This is a genomic window from Arthrobacter sp. OAP107, from assembly GCF_040546765.1.
In the GTDB taxonomy this organism is placed as follows: Bacteria; Actinomycetota; Actinomycetes; order Actinomycetales; family Micrococcaceae; genus Arthrobacter.
Genome location: NZ_JBEPOK010000001.1, coordinates 1203163 through 1219490 on the forward strand (window position 1 = coordinate 1203163; position 16328 = coordinate 1219490).

General features: G+C 64.0%; 18 protein-coding genes. 14 read left to right on the top strand and 4 right to left on the bottom strand.

Going from position 1 to position 16328, the window contains the following annotated elements; all coding sequences use genetic code 11:
- Nucleotides 1-90 precede the first annotated feature (90 nt).
- The 13 genes from secY to ABIE00_RS05700 all read left to right on the top strand — a co-directional run bounded on the left by secY (nucleotide 91) and on the right by ABIE00_RS05700 (nucleotide 9953).
- Nucleotides 91-1401, top strand: a complete 1311-nt coding sequence (secY, locus tag ABIE00_RS05640; RefSeq protein WP_354257796.1) for a preprotein translocase subunit SecY — start codon at nucleotides 91-93, stop codon at nucleotides 1399-1401.
- A gap of 5 nt (nucleotides 1402-1406) precedes the next feature.
- A complete protein-coding gene (locus ABIE00_RS05645; RefSeq protein WP_354263278.1) occupies nucleotides 1407-1976 on the top strand; it encodes an adenylate kinase in 570 nt (189 codons plus the stop codon).
- A 127-nt stretch (nucleotides 1977-2103) separates the two neighbouring features.
- The gene (map, locus tag ABIE00_RS05650; RefSeq protein WP_354257799.1) at nucleotides 2104-2931 is read left to right on the top strand and encodes a type I methionyl aminopeptidase; all 828 of its coding nucleotides are present in this window, start codon (nucleotides 2104-2106) and stop codon (nucleotides 2929-2931) included.
- A 167-nt stretch (nucleotides 2932-3098) separates the two neighbouring features.
- Nucleotides 3099-4145, top strand: a complete 1047-nt coding sequence (locus ABIE00_RS05655) for a P1 family peptidase (protein WP_354257802.1) — start codon at nucleotides 3099-3101, stop codon at nucleotides 4143-4145.
- Nucleotides 4146-4316: 171 nt separating this feature from the next.
- On the top strand, nucleotides 4317-4538 hold the full coding sequence (gene infA, locus ABIE00_RS05660) for a translation initiation factor IF-1 (RefSeq protein WP_011775571.1): 222 nt from the start codon (nucleotides 4317-4319) through the stop codon (nucleotides 4536-4538).
- A gap of 70 nt (nucleotides 4539-4608) precedes the next feature.
- Nucleotides 4609-4722, top strand: a complete 114-nt coding sequence (gene rpmJ, locus ABIE00_RS05665) for a 50S ribosomal protein L36 (protein WP_009358722.1) — start codon at nucleotides 4609-4611, stop codon at nucleotides 4720-4722.
- A gap of 172 nt (nucleotides 4723-4894) precedes the next feature.
- Complete coding sequence (gene rpsM / locus ABIE00_RS05670) at nucleotides 4895-5269, top strand: 30S ribosomal protein S13 (protein WP_003803743.1); 375 nt, start codon at nucleotides 4895-4897, stop codon at nucleotides 5267-5269.
- A 71-nt stretch (nucleotides 5270-5340) separates the two neighbouring features.
- A complete protein-coding gene (gene rpsK, locus ABIE00_RS05675) occupies nucleotides 5341-5742 on the top strand; it encodes a 30S ribosomal protein S11 (RefSeq protein ID WP_003803734.1) in 402 nt (133 codons plus the stop codon).
- Between the two features lie 132 nt (nucleotides 5743-5874).
- Nucleotides 5875-6885 carry a DNA-directed RNA polymerase subunit alpha gene (locus tag ABIE00_RS05680; RefSeq protein WP_003803733.1) on the top strand — a complete coding sequence of 337 codons (1011 nt, stop codon included), beginning with the start codon at nucleotides 5875-5877 and terminating at the stop codon, nucleotides 6883-6885.
- Nucleotides 6886-6963: 78 nt separating this feature from the next.
- Entirely contained in the window at nucleotides 6964-7548 is a 585-nt protein-coding gene (rplQ, locus tag ABIE00_RS05685) for a 50S ribosomal protein L17 (protein WP_354257808.1), read from the top strand.
- A gap of 31 nt (nucleotides 7549-7579) precedes the next feature.
- Nucleotides 7580-8470, top strand: a complete 891-nt coding sequence (gene truA / locus ABIE00_RS05690; protein ID WP_354257811.1) for a tRNA pseudouridine(38-40) synthase TruA — start codon at nucleotides 7580-7582, stop codon at nucleotides 8468-8470.
- Between the two features lie 131 nt (nucleotides 8471-8601).
- Nucleotides 8602-9372, top strand: coding sequence for a response regulator transcription factor (locus ABIE00_RS05695; RefSeq protein ID WP_354257814.1), 771 nt, complete (start codon nucleotides 8602-8604; stop codon nucleotides 9370-9372).
- Between the two features lie 95 nt (nucleotides 9373-9467).
- Nucleotides 9468-9953, top strand: a complete 486-nt coding sequence (locus tag ABIE00_RS05700) for a sensor histidine kinase (RefSeq protein WP_354257817.1) — start codon at nucleotides 9468-9470, stop codon at nucleotides 9951-9953.
- Between the two features lie 4 nt (nucleotides 9954-9957).
- On the opposite strand, the gene ABIE00_RS05705 is transcribed toward ABIE00_RS05700, so the two are convergent.
- Together ABIE00_RS05705 and ABIE00_RS05710 are read right to left on the bottom strand one after the other, a co-directional pair.
- Entirely contained in the window at nucleotides 9958-11910 is a 1953-nt protein-coding gene (locus ABIE00_RS05705; RefSeq protein ID WP_354257820.1) for an HNH endonuclease signature motif containing protein, read from the bottom strand.
- Between the two features lie 115 nt (nucleotides 11911-12025).
- Nucleotides 12026-13693: a sensor histidine kinase gene (locus tag ABIE00_RS05710; protein ID WP_354257823.1), complete on the bottom strand. Its 1668-nt coding sequence runs from the start codon at nucleotides 13691-13693 to the stop codon at nucleotides 12026-12028.
- A 252-nt stretch (nucleotides 13694-13945) separates the two neighbouring features.
- Between ABIE00_RS05710 and ABIE00_RS05715 the strand changes: the two genes are divergently transcribed.
- Complete coding sequence (locus ABIE00_RS05715; RefSeq protein WP_354257826.1) at nucleotides 13946-14725, top strand: response regulator transcription factor; 780 nt, start codon at nucleotides 13946-13948, stop codon at nucleotides 14723-14725.
- Nucleotides 14726-14791: 66 nt separating this feature from the next.
- Here the strand turns inward: ABIE00_RS05715 and ABIE00_RS05720 are convergent, their stop codons facing one another.
- On the bottom strand, nucleotides 14792-15253 hold the full coding sequence (locus tag ABIE00_RS05720) for an Hpt domain-containing protein (RefSeq protein WP_354257829.1): 462 nt from the start codon (nucleotides 15251-15253) through the stop codon (nucleotides 14792-14794).
- Nucleotides 15254-15418: 165 nt separating this feature from the next.
- On the bottom strand, nucleotides 15419-16300 hold the full coding sequence (locus tag ABIE00_RS05725; protein ID WP_354257832.1) for a type II secretion system F family protein: 882 nt from the start codon (nucleotides 16298-16300) through the stop codon (nucleotides 15419-15421).
- Nucleotides 16301-16328 lie beyond the last annotated feature (28 nt).

Sequence of the window (16328 nt, forward strand, 5' to 3'; positions counted from 1 at the left end):
GATTGTTCGCATGCCGCAAACACCGGTTAGACTCGGTTGTTGGGTTTATCGACCTGCATCACGTGACCTATTAATTACTGAGGAGGACGCTTGCTAAGCGCATTCGGCCGGGCGTTTCGAACGCCTGATCTGCGACGCAAGTTGTTGTTCACGCTGGGAATCATCACAATCTTCCGCTTGGGAGCCTTTATCCCCTCGCCCGGTGTGAGCTACCAGAATGTCCAGCAATGCTTGTCGAACGGTCAGACCCAGGGCGGGATCTACCAGCTCGTCAATCTTTTCAGCGGCGGTGCACTGCTGCAGGTCTCCATCTTCGCCCTGGGCATCATGCCGTACATCACGGCGAGCATCATTGTGCAGCTGCTGCGTGTGGTCATCCCGCGGTTCCAGCAGCTGTACGAAGAGGGCGCCTCCGGGCAGTCCAAGCTGACGCAGTACACGCGGTACCTGACCATCGCCCTTGGCCTGCTGAACGCCACGACGCTGGTGTCGCTGGCGCGTTCCGGCCAGCTGCTGCCCGGTTGTAACCTGCCGATCATCCCGGACCAGGGCGTCATCACCACAATCCTCATCATCATCACGCTGACGGCCGGCACCGGCCTCATCATGTGGATGGGTGAGCTCGTGACCGAAAAGGGCGTCGGCAACGGCATGTCGCTGCTGATCTTCACGGCCATCGCTGCCGGCTTCCCGACGTCGCTGGGTGCCATCTGGTCCGCGCAGGGTCCGGGCACGTTCTTCATCGTCATCGTCATCGGCCTGCTTACGGTTGCCCTGGTGGTCTTCGTGGAGCAGTCCCAGCGCCGCATCCCGGTGCAGTACGCCAAGAGGATGATCGGCCGCCGCACTGTGGGCGGAACCAGCACGTACATTCCCATCAAGGTGAACATGGCCGGTGTCATTCCCGTCATCTTCGCTTCCTCGATGCTCTACCTGCCGGCGTTGATCTCGCAGTTCAACCAGCCGAAGGCGGGGGAGTCGATCCAGCCGTGGGTTGAGTGGATCAACAACAACCTGACTCGCGGTGACCACCCCATTTACATGGCACTTTACTTCGCCATGATTGTGTTCTTTACCTACTTCTATGTCGCGATCACCTTCAACCCTGAAGAGGTCAGCGACAACATGAAGAAATACGGCGGCTTCATCCCGGGTATCCGTGCCGGCAAGCCGACCGCGGATTACCTGCAGTACGTCCTGTCGCGCATCACGCTGCCCGGAGCCTTCTACCTTGGCTTCGTGGCACTGATCCCGCTGGTGGCGCTCGTGCTGATCAACGCAAACCAGAACTTCCCGTTCGGTGGCACCTCGATCCTGATCATGGTGGGCGTTGGCCTGGAAACCGTCAAGCAAATTGACGCGCAGCTACAGCAGCGTCACTACGAAGGGCTATTGCGATGACCAGAATGTTGATTATCGGACCACCGGGTTCGGGCAAGGGCACGCAGGCGGAACGCATCTCGGAACGCCTCGGCGTTGTTGCGATCTCCACCGGCGACATCTTCCGCGCCAACGTCAAGGGCGAGACGCCGCTCGGCGTTGAGGCCAAGAAGTACATGGACAACGGCGACTTCGTGCCGGACAGCGTGACCAACAAGATGGTCCGCGACCGTCTCAGCGAAGCCGACGTCGAGGACGGCTTCCTGTTGGACGGCTACCCCCGCACCACCGCCCAGGTTGACTACCTGGACCAGATCCTGGCCGTCGGCGACCAGAAGCTGGACGTCGTCCTGCAGCTCACCGCGGACGACGAGGAGCTCGTCTCCCGCCTGCTCGGCCGCGCGAAGGAAACCGGACGCAGTGACGACAACGAAGCCGTCATCCGTCACCGCCTGGACCTCTACCACGAGCAGACCGAGGCAGTTGTGGCCAAGTATGCCGAGCGTGGCATCCTGACCCAGGTCGACGGCATCGGCCAGATCGACGAGGTCACCGACCGCGTCATGCAGGCCATCAAAGAGGCGCAGGCCGCCTGAAATTAGTTCCAACGCTGTGAGGCTCCTCCCGGACCATGGGGAGGGGCCTCCGGCTTTTAGCCCCTGCCGTTCGGCTCCATATCCGGAAACCTGCCAGGCAGGGGCACATTGAGAGGAAACACCGCTGATGGCATTCGGCCAGCCACGGATTGAATACAAGACCAACGCCCAGATGCGCACCATGCACGAGGCCGGGCTCGTCCTGAGCCGCGCCCTTGACGCGGCCGTGGCCGCGGCAGCGCCGGGCGTCACCACCCGGCAGCTGGACGAGGTCTTCGCTGCGGTGCTGCTGGAGGCGGGCGCCAAGTCCAACTTCCTGGGCTACCACGGCTTCCCCGCCACCATCTGCACGTCCGTCAACGAGGAAGTGGTCCACGGCATCCCGGGCGACAAGGTGCTGCAGGACGGGGACATCATCTCGATCGACGGCGGCTGCATCGTCAACGGCTGGCACTCCGATTCGGCCCGGACCGTCATCGTGGGAACGCCGGATCCTGAGGACCAGCGCCTCTCGGACGTCACTGAGACGGCCATGTGGCACGGTATCGCCGGGCTGGCCAAGGGCAAGTTCGTCGGCGACATCGGCGCGGCGATTGACGATTATGTCTCCTCAGTGCCGGGCAAGCCCCTGGGCATCCTCGAGGACTATGTGGGCCACGGCATCGGCTCCGAGATGCACATGGCCCCCGACGTGCTGAACTACCGCACCAGCCACCGCGGCCCGAAGATCCGTCCCGGGCTGTGCCTGGCCATCGAACCGATGCTGGTCCGCGGCGGCATCGAGACGGCCGTGCTGGAGGACGACTGGACCGTGGTCACCACCGACGGCAAGCGATCCTGTCAGTGGGAGCACTCCGTCGCTGTCCACGAGAAGGGCATCTGGGTTCTGTCAGCGCCCGACGGCGGCGCAGCCCGGCTCGCACCCCTGGGCGTGGTGCCGGTCCCGATTCCCTGAGGACACGCATTTAGCCGGGCGGCCCGCTCGTTGCCGGGCCACCCGCTTTTTGCCGGGCGACGCGCAAAATCCCTGGCGCTACTGGAATTCCAGTAGCGCCAGGGATTTTCTGCGTCAAGGGAACTTATCTGCGTCGCCGTGTCAGCCCGCAGGGCAGAATGGGAGCCATGGGAGCGAGCGACGGAGCCAGCAAAACGGCCGGGCAGGGAAAGATTACCGATGTGCCGGGCGTGCGTGTGGGCCACCAGCAGAAGTCCGACGGCGGGTGGCTGAGCGGGGTGACGGTGGTGCTGCCCCCTGCGGGGACAGCCGGTTCGGTGGACGTCCGCGGGGGAGGCCCCGGAACCCACGAGACGGACGCGCTCGATCCCACTACCCTGGTGCGCACCGTGGACGCGGTGGTGCTCACCGGCGGCAGTGCCTATGGACTGGTGACCGCGCACGGTGTCCAGCGCTGGTGCGAGGAGCAGGGCCGCGGCTTCGCAGTGACGGGAGGTGTGGTGCCCATCGTTCCGGCTGCCGCCATCTTCGACCTCGGCCGCGGCGGCGACTTTCACGCCCGCCCGGACGCAGAGATGGGCTACGCGGCGGCAGTGGCCGCCGGCGCGCAGACGGAAGGGCACGACGTCGAACGCGGCAACGTGGGTGCCGGCACCGGAGCCGTCATCGGGCGGGGTAAGTACAAGGGTGGAGTGGGCACAGCGTCGGTCACCCTGGAGAACATCTCCGCAGCCGGACCGGTCGTTGTAGGTGCGATAGCGGTGGTCAATGCGCTCGGCCTACCGCTGGTTCCAGAATCATCTGGTGAAGCTCCCCACCCGCCCCCTAACCTCGCAAGCTCGGTTAGGGAACCCGGCGGTCGTGGCCCCACGCTCAATCAGCCGCCCCTGAACACAACGCTCGTCGTCGTAGCCACGAATGCGGTACTGGATGCGGCCGAGTGCAAGCGCACCGCCTCGGCTGCCCATGCGGGACTGGCCCGGGCGCTGAATCCGAGCCACACGCTGGCCGACGGGGACACCGTGTTCTGCCTTGCCACCGGAGGCCAGGAGCTGGACAGGAGCACGGAAGCTGCCCGGCAGATAAGTCTCATCACCCTGCAGAGCGCGGCAGCCGACGTCGTACGCCTGGCCATCCTGGACGGCGTGAGCAGCGCCGAGTCGGTGGCAACTCCCGCGGGAGAATTTGGTGCATACCCGGGCAATGTGCGCTAACATGGCTGGATTTAACTTTCCGGTCCTCATGCCGTAGAGTTGCATGTTGGTTGTCTGCCCTGGCACGCCCATTTGCGGGCCGGAGGGCGACGGTCAATCAAATCAAAAAACGTCCGCAGTCATGTCCGGCGCCAGCCGGAGGTCTGTGGCAAACAACAGTTAGCGGAGGATATGGCCAAGAAGGACGGGGTCATTGAGATCGAGGGCGTAGTGACTGAGGCGCTGCCCAATGCGATGTTTCGCGTTGAGCTCACCAACAAGCACGTCGTCCTGGCACACATCTCTGGAAAGATGCGCCAGCACTACATCAGGATTCTTCCTGAGGACCGCGTAGTGGTGGAGCTGAGCCCTTACGACCTGACACGTGGTCGTATCGTCTACCGCTACAAGTAAACGTTGGGCGGCCAAGGCAATTGCCTAAGGCCGCTCCATCGGCCCAACTGCTATCACGCAAAGGAACGCCATGAAGGTCAAGCCGAGCGTCAAGCAGATCTGCGAAAAGTGCAAAGTGATCCGCCGTAACGGCCGGGTCATGGTGATCTGCGAGAACCCGCGCCACAAGCAGCGCCAGGGCTAATTCCCGTCAGGGAATCCCTGGGTTGCTAACCCACGCAAGTAAATAAAGGCAGCACAAGCTGAACTGGGACGTATGGGCCCGGACAGCTAACCCCCGGTCGGAGGCTGGGGCCGCACTGAAAGTGCGGGTGTACTGCCTACGACCTCCGGTTTATTCAAGGAGTACTGCCACTATGGCTCGTCTCGCTGGCGTAGACATTCCCCGCGAAAAGCGGCTGGAAATTGCGCTTACTTACATCTACGGCGTGGGCAAGACCCGTGCACACGAAACCCTGGCTGCCACCGGCATCAGCGCTGACGTTCGGGTCAAGGACCTGACGGACGCGCAGCTGGTAGAGCTGCGTGACTACATTGAAGGCAACTACAAGGTTGAGGGTGACCTTCGCCGCGAAGTGGCAGCAGATATCCGCCGCAAGGTTGAAATCGGCAGCTACGAAGGCCTGCGTCACCGCAAGGGCCTGCCCGTACGCGGTCAGCGTACGAAGACCAACGCTCGTACCCGCAAGGGCCCGAAGCGTACCGTCGCCGGCAAGAAGAAGGCCCGCTAAACCGCATTTGCCTGACGGCAAATGTGGGATCAGCACGGCCTTCCCCCAAATAACTTTCTGTAGGAGAAGAAATGCCCCCGAAGACTCGTGGCGCGGTTCGCAAGCCGCGTAAGAAGGACAAGAAGAATATCGCGCTTGGCCAGGCGCACATCAAGAGCACGTTCAACAACACCATCGTGTCCATCACGGACCCGACCGGTGCTGTAATCTCCTGGGCTTCCGCCGGTGAGGTTGGATTCAAGGGCTCGCGTAAGTCCACCCCGTTCGCTGCGCAGATGGCTGCCGAAGCCGCCGCCAAGCGTGCACAGGAGCACGGCCTGAAGAAGGTTGACGTGTTCGTCAAGGGACCGGGTTCCGGACGCGAAACCGCAATCCGTTCGCTGCAGGCTGCCGGCCTCGAGGTTGGCTCCATCCAGGACGTCACCCCCGCCGCGCACAACGGCTGCCGTCCGCCGAAGCGCCGCCGCGTCTAAGTACTTTCCGTGCACCGGAGCTTGCCCGGACCCGTTTCGGGTCCGGGCAAGCCCAGCGCGTTAAGTCCTCAGACCGATTTTCCACCACCTGTGTTGCGTCATATAGCGGATGCTCGCCGAAAGGAAACCTAAGTGCTCATTGCACAGCGCCCCACCCTCTCCGAAGAGGTCGTCTCCGAAAACCGCTCCCGGTTCATCATTGAACCGCTGGAGCCGGGCTTCGGTTACACCCTCGGAAACTCCCTCCGCCGTACCCTGCTCTCCTCCATCCCCGGTGCCGCTGTAACCAGCATCCGGATCGATGGCGTGCTGCACGAGTTCACGACGGTTCCGGGTGTCAAGGAAGATGTCACCGAGATCATCCTCAACATCAAGAACCTCTCCGTGTCTTCCGAGCACGACGAGCCGGTTGTTGCTTACCTGCGCAAGCAGGGCCCCGGAGTCGTCACCGCTGCGGACATCGCTCCGCCGGCCGGCGTCGAGTTCCACAACCCGGATCTGCACATTGCCACGCTGAACTCGAAGGGCAAGTTCGAACTCGAACTGACCATCGAGCGCGGCCGCGGCTACGTTTCGGCAGCTCAGAACAAGTCCGGCGACGCAGAGATCGGCCGCATTCCGGTTGACTCCATCTACTCGCCGGTGCTGAAGGTTACTTTCCGCGTGGAAGCCACCCGTGTTGAGCAGCGCACCGACTTCGACAAGCTCATTGTCGACGTCGAGACCAAGCAGGCCATCGCCCCGCGCGATGCCGTTGCTTCCGCTGGCACGACCCTGGTGGAACTGTTCGGTCTGGCCCGCGAGCTGAACACCGCAGCTGAGGGTATCGAGATTGGCCCGTCGCCGACGGATGCTGCCCTGGCAGCAGACATGGCTCTGCCGATCGAGGATCTGGACCTCACCGTCCGTTCCTACAACTGCCTCAAGCGTGAGGGCATCCACACCGTGGGTGAACTCGTTGCCCGCTCCGAGGCTGACCTGATGGACATCCGCAACTTTGGTGCGAAGTCCATCGATGAGGTCAAGGCAAAGCTGGTTGAACTGGGTCTGTCCCTGAAGGACTCCCCTCCCGGTTTCGACCTGGCAGCCCGCGCCGCAGCCATCGAAGAGGACGACGCCGCGTTCAGCGACGACGAGCTCTAACAAGCAGATCTTGGCCGAGGGGCTGGCCCGCACCACGTTGTGCGCAGCCTCCCGGCTTCCATATGAGGAGAAACAATTATGCCTACCCCCACTAAGGGCCCGCGCCTCGGTGGCGGCCCGGCTCACGAGCGTCTCATGCTCGCGAACCTGGCTTCCGCACTGTTCGAGCACAAGCGGATCACCACCACGGTCACCAAGGCCAAGCGCCTGAAGCCGTACGCAGAGCGCCTGGTCACCTTCGCCAAGCGCGGCGACCTCGCTTCCCGCCGCCGCGTTCTCGGCCTGATCAGCAACAAGGGCGTCGTCCACGAGCTGTTCACCGACATCGCCCAGGCTGTGGAGAACCGCAACGGCGGCTACACCCGCATCACCAAGATCGGCAACCGTAAGGGCGACAACGCTCCCATGGCTGTCATCGAGCTGGTTCTCGATCCGGTTTCCGCCAAGCAGGCCGTTGTAGCCGAGGCTACCCAGGCCGCTGCCGCTGCTGCTCCGGCTGCAGAGGAAGCTCCGGAGGCAGAGGTCGTCGAGACCGAAGCTGCAACCGAAGAGGCTCCGGCCGCTGAGGAAGCTCCGGCTGAAGAGGCTGCTGCTGAAGAGGCTCCGGCCGAGGAAGCTGCCGCTGACGAAGCTGCTGCCGACGAGGCCAAGGACGCGAAGTAATTCGCTAAATCCTTCGCATAGACTTGAGTCTATGACCCACCAAAAACCCGCTGCTCCCGATCTGGGGGGCGGCGGGTTTTTGCGTATCCGGCTCGATCTGGCGTACGACGGCGGCCCGTTTAGCGGGTGGGCAGTGCAGCCAGGTTTGCGTACCGTTCAGGGAGTTCTGGAGGATGCGCTCGAGCTCTTACTCCGCCGGCCCATACGCGTCACGGTGGCCGGGCGTACTGACGCCGGCGTGCATGCCCGCGGCCAGGTGGTCCACCTCGACCTCACGGAAGCCGAGTGGCTGGGACTGAACCGTGGCGCGGCCGTCGATCCCGCCGTCGCACTTCTCCGGCGCTTGCGGGGCACGCTCAGCCGCGGGCTGGGGGACCAGACCGGCGCTATCGTGGTGCACCACGCCGCCTTGGCCCCTGAAGGCTTTGACGCCCGCTTCTCCGCCCTGTGGCGCCGTTACAGTTACCGGATCGGGGACGGTCCGGACAAGTGGGATCCCCTCAGCAGGTACGACACCCTCTGGCACAAGACGCCCCTGGACGTGGACCTGCTGAATGAGGGCTCGGCGAAGCTGCTGGGCCTGCACAACTTCCTGAGCTTCTGCAAGCCGCGCGAAGGCTCCACGACTGTACGTGAGCTGCAGCGGTTCGAGTTCTCCCGCGGGCAGGACGGCGTTATCGTCGCCACCGTCCAGGCCGACGCCTTCTGCCATAACATGGTGCGCGCCCTGGTGGGGTCGGCACTGTACGTGGGGGAGGGGCAGGAGCGTCCGGAGTGGCTGCACGAGCGCCTGCTGGCACGGAAACGGGACGCGCGTTCCGTCCTGGCTGCGCCGCACCCCCTGGTGTTCGAGGAAGTGGCCTACCCCTCCGACGGCGAACTGCTCGCCAGGGCTGAGCTCACCCGGGCGCTCCGGGAGTAATTGGCCGCCCGGCTCCTCTGCTGCCTTGCGACCTGGTGTCGCGGGTGTGAGGGTCGTGCCTCATTTCCAGGCATACAGCGAGTAGGCTGAGACGCAGTCTTTAATCATGCGGTCCTTACAGGGGGTAAGGGATGAATGATCGTCGCGTCGTTGTCGTCATCGACAGGGATGAGGAAGTCCGGTCAGTGTTGCAGGCCACGCTCGGGGAGGCCGGGTTCGAGGTGCACTGTGCTGCCACCGGTGAATCCGGGGTGGCGCTGGTGCGCGCCAAGCAGCCGGACACTGTCACGCTGGACCTGGCGCTTCCGGACACGGACGGCTACGACGTGCTGCGCCGCATCCGCGAGTTCAGCCACACGTACATCCTGATCATCACCGCACGGAGCGGCCTTCGGGCCACCTTGAGGGGGTTCGATGCCGGGGCTGACGACTACATGGTCAAGCCCATCCGGCCACGGGAGCTCCGGGCACGAGTGGACGGTATGCTGCGCCGGCCCCGGCAGCTGACCGTCCCGCCGATCGTGACGCCGCGGGAGCCGCTCCTCATGTCCCCGAGGCTGCGGGGTTATGTGAACAGCTACGAGCACAAGGGGCTGGAGCTGGACTACGCGGCGCGGGCTGCCACCATCGGAGGCTGCACCCTGCAGCTGACCCGCACCGAGTTCGACCTGCTGCACATCCTGCTGCAGCGCGGCACCGGCGTGGTAACCAAGACGGAACTCGTCGGGCTTCTGGGCCTCATACAGCGCGACGAAGGCCCGGATGGCAGCGCGGCGGGCTCGCGGGACCCCGGCCGGATCATCGAAACCCACATCGGCAACCTGCGCCGGAAGCTGGGGGACGACGCGAGGAAACCACGCTGGCTTAAGACGGTCCGCGGGTCCGGCTACACCTTGGCGTAGAGCTATATGGTGCGCCCCCGCGGGGCACCCTCCAAATGGGGGGTCGTCCCAAAAACAATAGGAAAATGCCAAGCATGCGGGCGCACCGTGGATGCATGGAATCAATGCAAAGCGACGGTGTTGTCGCGGTCCATGGTGTTCTCACTGATCTACACCAGGTCGATTTCTACGTGCTTGGTGTGGCCGGTGCAATTAACCGGCTGACTCTTCCGCTCCGTGAAAGGGGCGTCGCAGTCCGTATGGAAACGCCTCACCACGGAATGGAGGTGAACAGAGATTCCGCATTGCTCCTGTACAGAGCCGCCCAGGAGCTGCTGAGCAACATACACAAGTTTGCCGAAGCATCAGCCGTGACTGTCAGACTGTGCTGCGTGTGTAAGACCGGGGCCAGCCATGGGGTTCAACTCCAGGTATCCGATGACGGCGTCGGCTTTGACGCCCTGACTGTCAGCCACGGGAGGCACACGGGTATGGGGCTTCAGCTCATGCGACTGGCTGTAGACGCCGCAGGGGGCGGTGTGACCGTTCTTTCATCGGCCTCGGAGGGAACCTGCGTGACGGTGACACTGCCGCTGGACTAGCGGGTCACCGGATTGGCCCTCCAGCCTGCACTGCCGGGGATGATGCCCAGTCGGGCAAAGGATCCGCTGGCAGACGTAACTCCGGGCCGTTGAGGGTGTCGGGACCGTCGTAGCTGTCGCAGTTGTCTGCGTCGTCGAAGCTTCCGGCGTCGATGACGCCGTTGGGAGTGGTGACGCCCTCGAAGTCTGTGGGGTGGTCGGGGAAGCCTGCGGGATTGTCGGTCCAGTCCGGCGCCACGGATGAGTCGAGCGGTTCCAGCCATTCTTCGGGTGCGAGCCAGGCCTGCGGTTCCGACATGACTTGCCCCGACTGTGGCTCCGGCCAAGCGTGGCCGGTTGGCCATTCCGGCAAGTTTTGGCCGGGCGGTGGTTCCGGCCAGGTGGGTGGTTCCCAGTCCTGGTGCTCGGCCGGGTAGGACCGGCCCGACGGTGAGATCCAGCCCGGTGGGGTGTCGCGGGTGGCACCGACCGGTTGCCACGCTGTGGAGTGTTTCAACCTGTGGTGTTTCGGGCAGGGTTGGCCGAGGTTGGCGACGCCGGTGCCGCCGCCGTCTGCCCAGGCGAGGATGTGGTCGGCGTCGTTGTCCAGGGAGTGGTTGTTGCAGTTCGGGAACGTGCATTTGGCGTCGCGGAGCCGCAGCCATTGGCGCATCGGTTTGGTCAGCCGGTAGCTGGTGCGGCCGATCTCCAGTGGTGCACCGTCGCGCGGGTCGGTGAGGACCCGGAGGAATGAGGTTGCGCCCTCGGCGACCAGCCGGCGGGCCATGGACGGCGGGATCGGACCGTGCCCGTCGAGTGTGGCCGGTTCCCCGGACAGGCCGAGCAGCGAAAACACCGGCACGGTGACCAGAACCAGCGCCGCCGGTGACGGCACACCACCGCGCGGCAATCCCGAGGACGGCACCCCGCTGGGATGCAATCCCGGGGACGGCACACCGCCGGGCTGGGTGGCGCCGCCGGCTGCCACATCAATGGCCCGGGCAAAGTCGGCGGGCAGGAGAGCTGTGGGAAGTAAGTTTGCGGGCGATGACCCGGCGGCGACGGAATCTGTCGGCACGAGACTTGTGGGAATGAATGCAGTGGCCGGGTCTTCAGCGGAACCGTCCACCGGCAGTGCTGGGCCGAGCAGCCATGCGGCGGCAGCATCGACCCGGAGCTGGGTCAGGGTGCGGGTTTCGGTTGGTCCCTGCATGGCGCGGGCGGCGGTGGTGGTGCGGTTCCAGATCCCGGCGGCCTGGTCCGCGGGCAGATACGCCGAGAGCCAGGCCATGCCGTCCCGGTCCGGGGCATACTCCAGCCGCCGGTCCTTCACACACTTGTGGTGGCGTTTTTCGATGCTGACCGGATGATGCCGTTCCCGCCAATACCGCGCCTTCGCCCGGAACCGCGCCGGCGCCAGCTCCCCGGCCGGGCAACCCCGCGCATACCCCGGCGCGTCCGGGTCCAGGAAATGCGCCTCAAACGCCGCCGCCGCTTCCGGCCCTAGCCCGTCGGTTTCGTCGCACATGATCCGCCCGTGCTGCCATGAGAGGGTTCCTGCCCCGAGCGCGGTCAGCGTCAACGGCAGGTCCGTACTGAGCCTGGCCGATTCATCCAGAAACCGGGCCGCCGACCCCTCACTCACTGTCAGCGCACAGGCCACCTCAGCAGTCAGTGACATCTGCCGGACAATACGATCCGACGGGCTCTCAGCCGGCGGCGCCATCGCGGCATCGGTGGCTGCCGACCCGGCCGCCAGATGCACCTTCGCGGCGGCAATCCTGGCTTCCATCCCGGCCACTTTGGCCAGACCACCCAGGAACGTATCCGCCTGCTCCTGCAGTGGGTCCGGCTCCTCCTGCAGTGGATTCGCGCCCGTCAGGCCTGGATCGCTGGCTCTGCGGAGCTCGGCAGCCAGCTCTGCGGCAGAGGCACTAACAGCGTCCAACGCCTCCGCAGCTGCCGCACTCTTATCCATACCCACAGCTTGCCACCGGCCTGGAACAAGAACCACGCTGCCTAGCGTCTATGTGGAAAACCGGGTTATGTGGAAAACCGGGTTATGTGGAAAACCGGGCGCCCCCCAAACCGGGTCAGGACTCGGGCGTCCCTTCGGCCGGCAGCGTGAGGGTGAATGTGGTGCCCGCGCCGGGCTTGCTGTCGCAGGAGATGGCACCGCCGTGCCGCTCCACGATGGTCTTGGTGATGGACAGGCCCAGCCCTACGCCTGGAATGGCCGCCTGGCGTGCGGCCTGGGTGCGGAAGAAGCGGGTAAAGATGCGCGATGTTTCCTCTTCGCTGATGCCCATGCCCGTGTCCTGGACCTTCAGCTGAACCCACGAGTCACTGCGCCGCGCACTCACGGTGACTTTGCCGCCGTCGGGAGAGTATTTGATGGCATTGGACACCAGATTGTCCAGAGCCTGGCCGATGCGGAGTGGGTCGGCGTGCGCCCATAAGGGCGCCGGCACGTCGGTGGTGAGGGAGACGTGGCTCGCGTCCGCCTGGGCCTGTACCGAGCCGATGCTGTTCTCGATCAGGCCCGCGAGGTCGGTCCGGCGGGGATGCACGGCCAAGACGGCAGATGCCGAGACCAGAAGCTCGGAGACGAGGGACAGCAGCCGCTCGGCATTGCGCTGCACCACTTCCAGCCGGTGCACGGAGTCGGGGGACAGACCGTCCGCTTCATCCAGCACCAGGTCCACATTGCCCAGGACTGACATCAGGGGACTGCGGAACTCGTGGGAGACGTTGGAAATCAGCTCTTCCTTGGCGGAGAGTGCCTCGACCAAGCCCGTGACATCGGTATAGACGATGACCGCCCCACTGAACCCGCCGTCGTCGTTCTTAATAATCCGCGCAGCGGTGGAGACGGCCCTTTGCGTTGATCCCTCGCCCAGCCACACCAGATAGTCGGCGAAAGTCTCGCCGGCAATGGCCCGGCGGATGGGACGCTTGTCGAGCGGCAGCGGGGTCACCCGGTCCCGGCCGAACATGAGCTGCTCCGCTTCCAGCGGCTGCTCCATGCCGGCGGGCGCCGCGGCCTGCCTGAAGGTTTTCTGCTGGTCGTTGACCAGCACCTTCTGGCCGTCGGCGTCCACGGCCACAATCCCGACGTCGGTAGTGTCCAGGATGGTCTTCAGCAGCCGTTCGCGGTCCTTGCTCTCCACAAGCAGTTCGCGGAGTTCGGCGTCCTTCTTTTCCAGTCGCTGGCGCTGCAGGCGCACATTGGCGCTGGCGAACCGAATGGCCACCGAGACGGCCAACATCATAAGCGGCAGCAAAATTGCCGTGGCAATGTCCGAAGGTGAAATCTTGGGAAACTTTTGCACCAGCGTGGGAATGCCGATGAGGACGGTACCGAAAAAGCTCAGGAATATGGTGGTGCGCGGATAGTTGTCGGAGCTGGAAAGCCAGATCACCGGGAAAATCGCCAGAACTCCGAGTCCGGCCACCGCTGGAACCGCGCCGTTGCGTGCCAGCCCGATGACCACCATGTCGAGGATCGGAATTACCAGGTAGGCGTTGGGCGGCAGCCGTTCCCAGGGAACCAGAAAGCACCCGAGAAACGTGGCAACCATCATGACGATGGCCGCGATAAAGACCGGACTCTCGATCAGCGTGGGCCACACCGCCGGCGCCGCGATCGCCAACGCAGCAAGAATAAGGGTTACCGGGAGTTGGCAGAGCGCTACCTGGACGCGGGGCTGCAGCCGGCGGAAGAATCGGTCCGTGTCGTGGACCAGCACCTGCTCACCCAATGCGGCTGCGCCCGGTACTCGCCTGCACTTCCGAATTCCGGGGCCCCTCGACGTTAAATGCACACATGAAGCCCATTATGCACATCTATAGTTCGGTATTTGGAGGGTTTGGCACTACTGACCGGTGTGCGTCCAAAAGATATGGTCAATTTTGGCTCTTTGGACACTTCTACGTTGTACCGTAGGTAATCTGGTAACGCTTACCGCATTGCGCTGGGCTGTGCGGTGGTTATACCTGGATATGAGGTTGTGGTGGGCGATCTTGGTGTTGCCGTGGTTATCGAGGATGATGTGGACGTCCGGAATCTCCTCGACGCGGTTTTGCAGCAGGCTGGTTTTGAGGTGCACTCCGCAGGGACCGGCCGTGACGGGGTTGATGTGGCCAGGCAGCGCCAGGCAAACGTAATAACTCTCGACGTCGGCCTGCCGGATATCGACGGGTTCGAAGTCCTTCGCCGCATTCGCCAGTTCAGCGACGCCTACATCGTGATGCTCACCGGCCGTGACGAAGAGCTGGACACCATCACCGCACTTCAGGGCGGCGCGGACGACTACATCGTCAAGCCGTTCAGGCCGCGTGAACTGCGTGCCCGCATCTCGGCCATGCTGCGCCGGCCTCGGGTCGCCGGTGAGGCTCCCGCTTCAGCAGCTGCGGAGGCCGGGTCCTCTGGTGCCGCCGCCACCGCCTCGCGCCGGGGGACCGTGCTGCAGCACAACGGGCTGGCACTCGACACCGAAACCCGGACCGTGGCACTCCGAGGCACGCCCCTGGGGCTGACCCGCAGCGAATTCGACCTGCTGCACGAGCTGCTGAGGGGAACCGGCGCGGTGCGTACCCGGGCCGACCTGGTGCGCGTAGTGCGTGGGGAGTTTTACCGCGAGGACACCTATATCAGCGAAGCGGACGAGCGGGCCGTTGAAGTCCACATCGGCAACCTGCGCCGCAAGCTCCGGGAGGATCCGCAGGATCCGCGTTGGCTCGTCACCGTGCGTGGGGTGGGCTACCGGCTGGCGCCCAAGCGGGCGGAGTAGGGCCTAATAGGTAACGGTCGACGGCGGGTAGCCGGCTGAGTTGCGGCCGGCGGCTTTGCGTGCGGCTCAGGCCTCCGGCGGGAGGTAGCCCTGCTTCAGGCCGCAGACGGTTTGTTCGCCGGTGAGCGCCACGAATGGCAGCAGCCGGCGTACAGCGGACAGGTCTCCGCTCTTGACGAGGCGTTCCAGGTTCACCGCCAGTTGGGCCAGCCGTGCGGCGCCCACCATCATGGCGGAGTTCTTCAGGCTTAGGACGGCGTCCATGGCGGCCTCGGCGTCATCGCCCTCGACCGACGCCTCAAGGTATGTCCGGCGCTTGTCCCAGATCTTGATGTAGTCCCGAGCGAAGTTGTGCGCCACGCCGGTATTGCCCATGTCTTCTTCAAGCTCGTGAAGTACGTCTAGGTCCAGGACGGGCAAAGCGGCACTCTCCGATTCGTTGTGAGCCATGCCATCAGGGCGGCCAGACGCCGGGACGCAGACGCCGCTGGCGCTGCTGTCGGCTGTGCCGGAACCTGAATTGGACATGACTTAAGGCTACTTTCTGAGGTTGGGAAAACCCTGATTGACCTTGGATCTTGTGGAAACCCTGCGGGTACCTTGTGGTGGGGGCCGCCATCTACTTCGTCGACGGAAGGAGGGCAGCAGTCTGTTGGGAGGGTCCCGCCGCTGGACAGGGCTATCAGTGTGGCACTATTTTCCCAGTGTTTCCATCACGTTGATGGCGGCCGGGCCCAGAAGTGCAATGAATAGTACCGGCATAATGCAGACCATCAGCGGAAAGAGGACTTTGACGGGAATCTGCATCGCTTTTTCCTCGGCCCTTTGCCTGCGCTTGAGTCGCATCTCACTGGCTTGTGTTCGTAGTACGCCGGAGATGGAGATGCCATACTTGTCCGCCTGTACGATCGCGCTCACAAACCGTCTAAGATCCGGAGCGCTGGTTCGCTCGTTCATCGCTGCGTACGCCTCACGGCGCGACATTCCGAGCTGCATGTCCTGCAGAGTCCGGACGAACTCAGCCGCCAATGGTCCTCGACCGTTTTGGCCGGTACGCGCCATCGCTGCGTCGAATCCGAGGCCCGCCTCGACAGCGATAGTCATTTGATCCAGGGTATCCGGAAGTTCCAGCGTGATGGCGTTCTGCCTCTCGGTTCCCTTACTGTGGATCAGAAGATCGGGTACGAAGTAGGCGACGACAGTCACGAACAGTGCCAGCAGGGCAGTCTTGGCGCCGGGTGCACTGTTGAAATAGAGCATTCCGAGGAAACCGGCAGACACTCCGAGAACAATCTTGGCGGCCACTAGCCGTTTAAGCGGCCACGCGGCCGGCCTGCCAGCCAGAGCGAGTCGATGGTCGAGCCCGGAGATTAACCTGCCGGGCGTAAAGCGGCTGGCAAGGGTTTCAAGTCGTTGAGCCTTTGGCTTTTGCTGCTTTTTCTCGGCGGTTAGTCCGCGGGAGAGGTTCTCCTGGATGATGCGGTGTCCGGGTTGTCTATTTCCCTGAACGGACCAGGCCAGCAGGAGGATCGCCGTCGCGATGGCAAAAATTCCACCCAATGCTACTGGCGACATTCCACGTCCTTTCGTATTGCTTCGATTC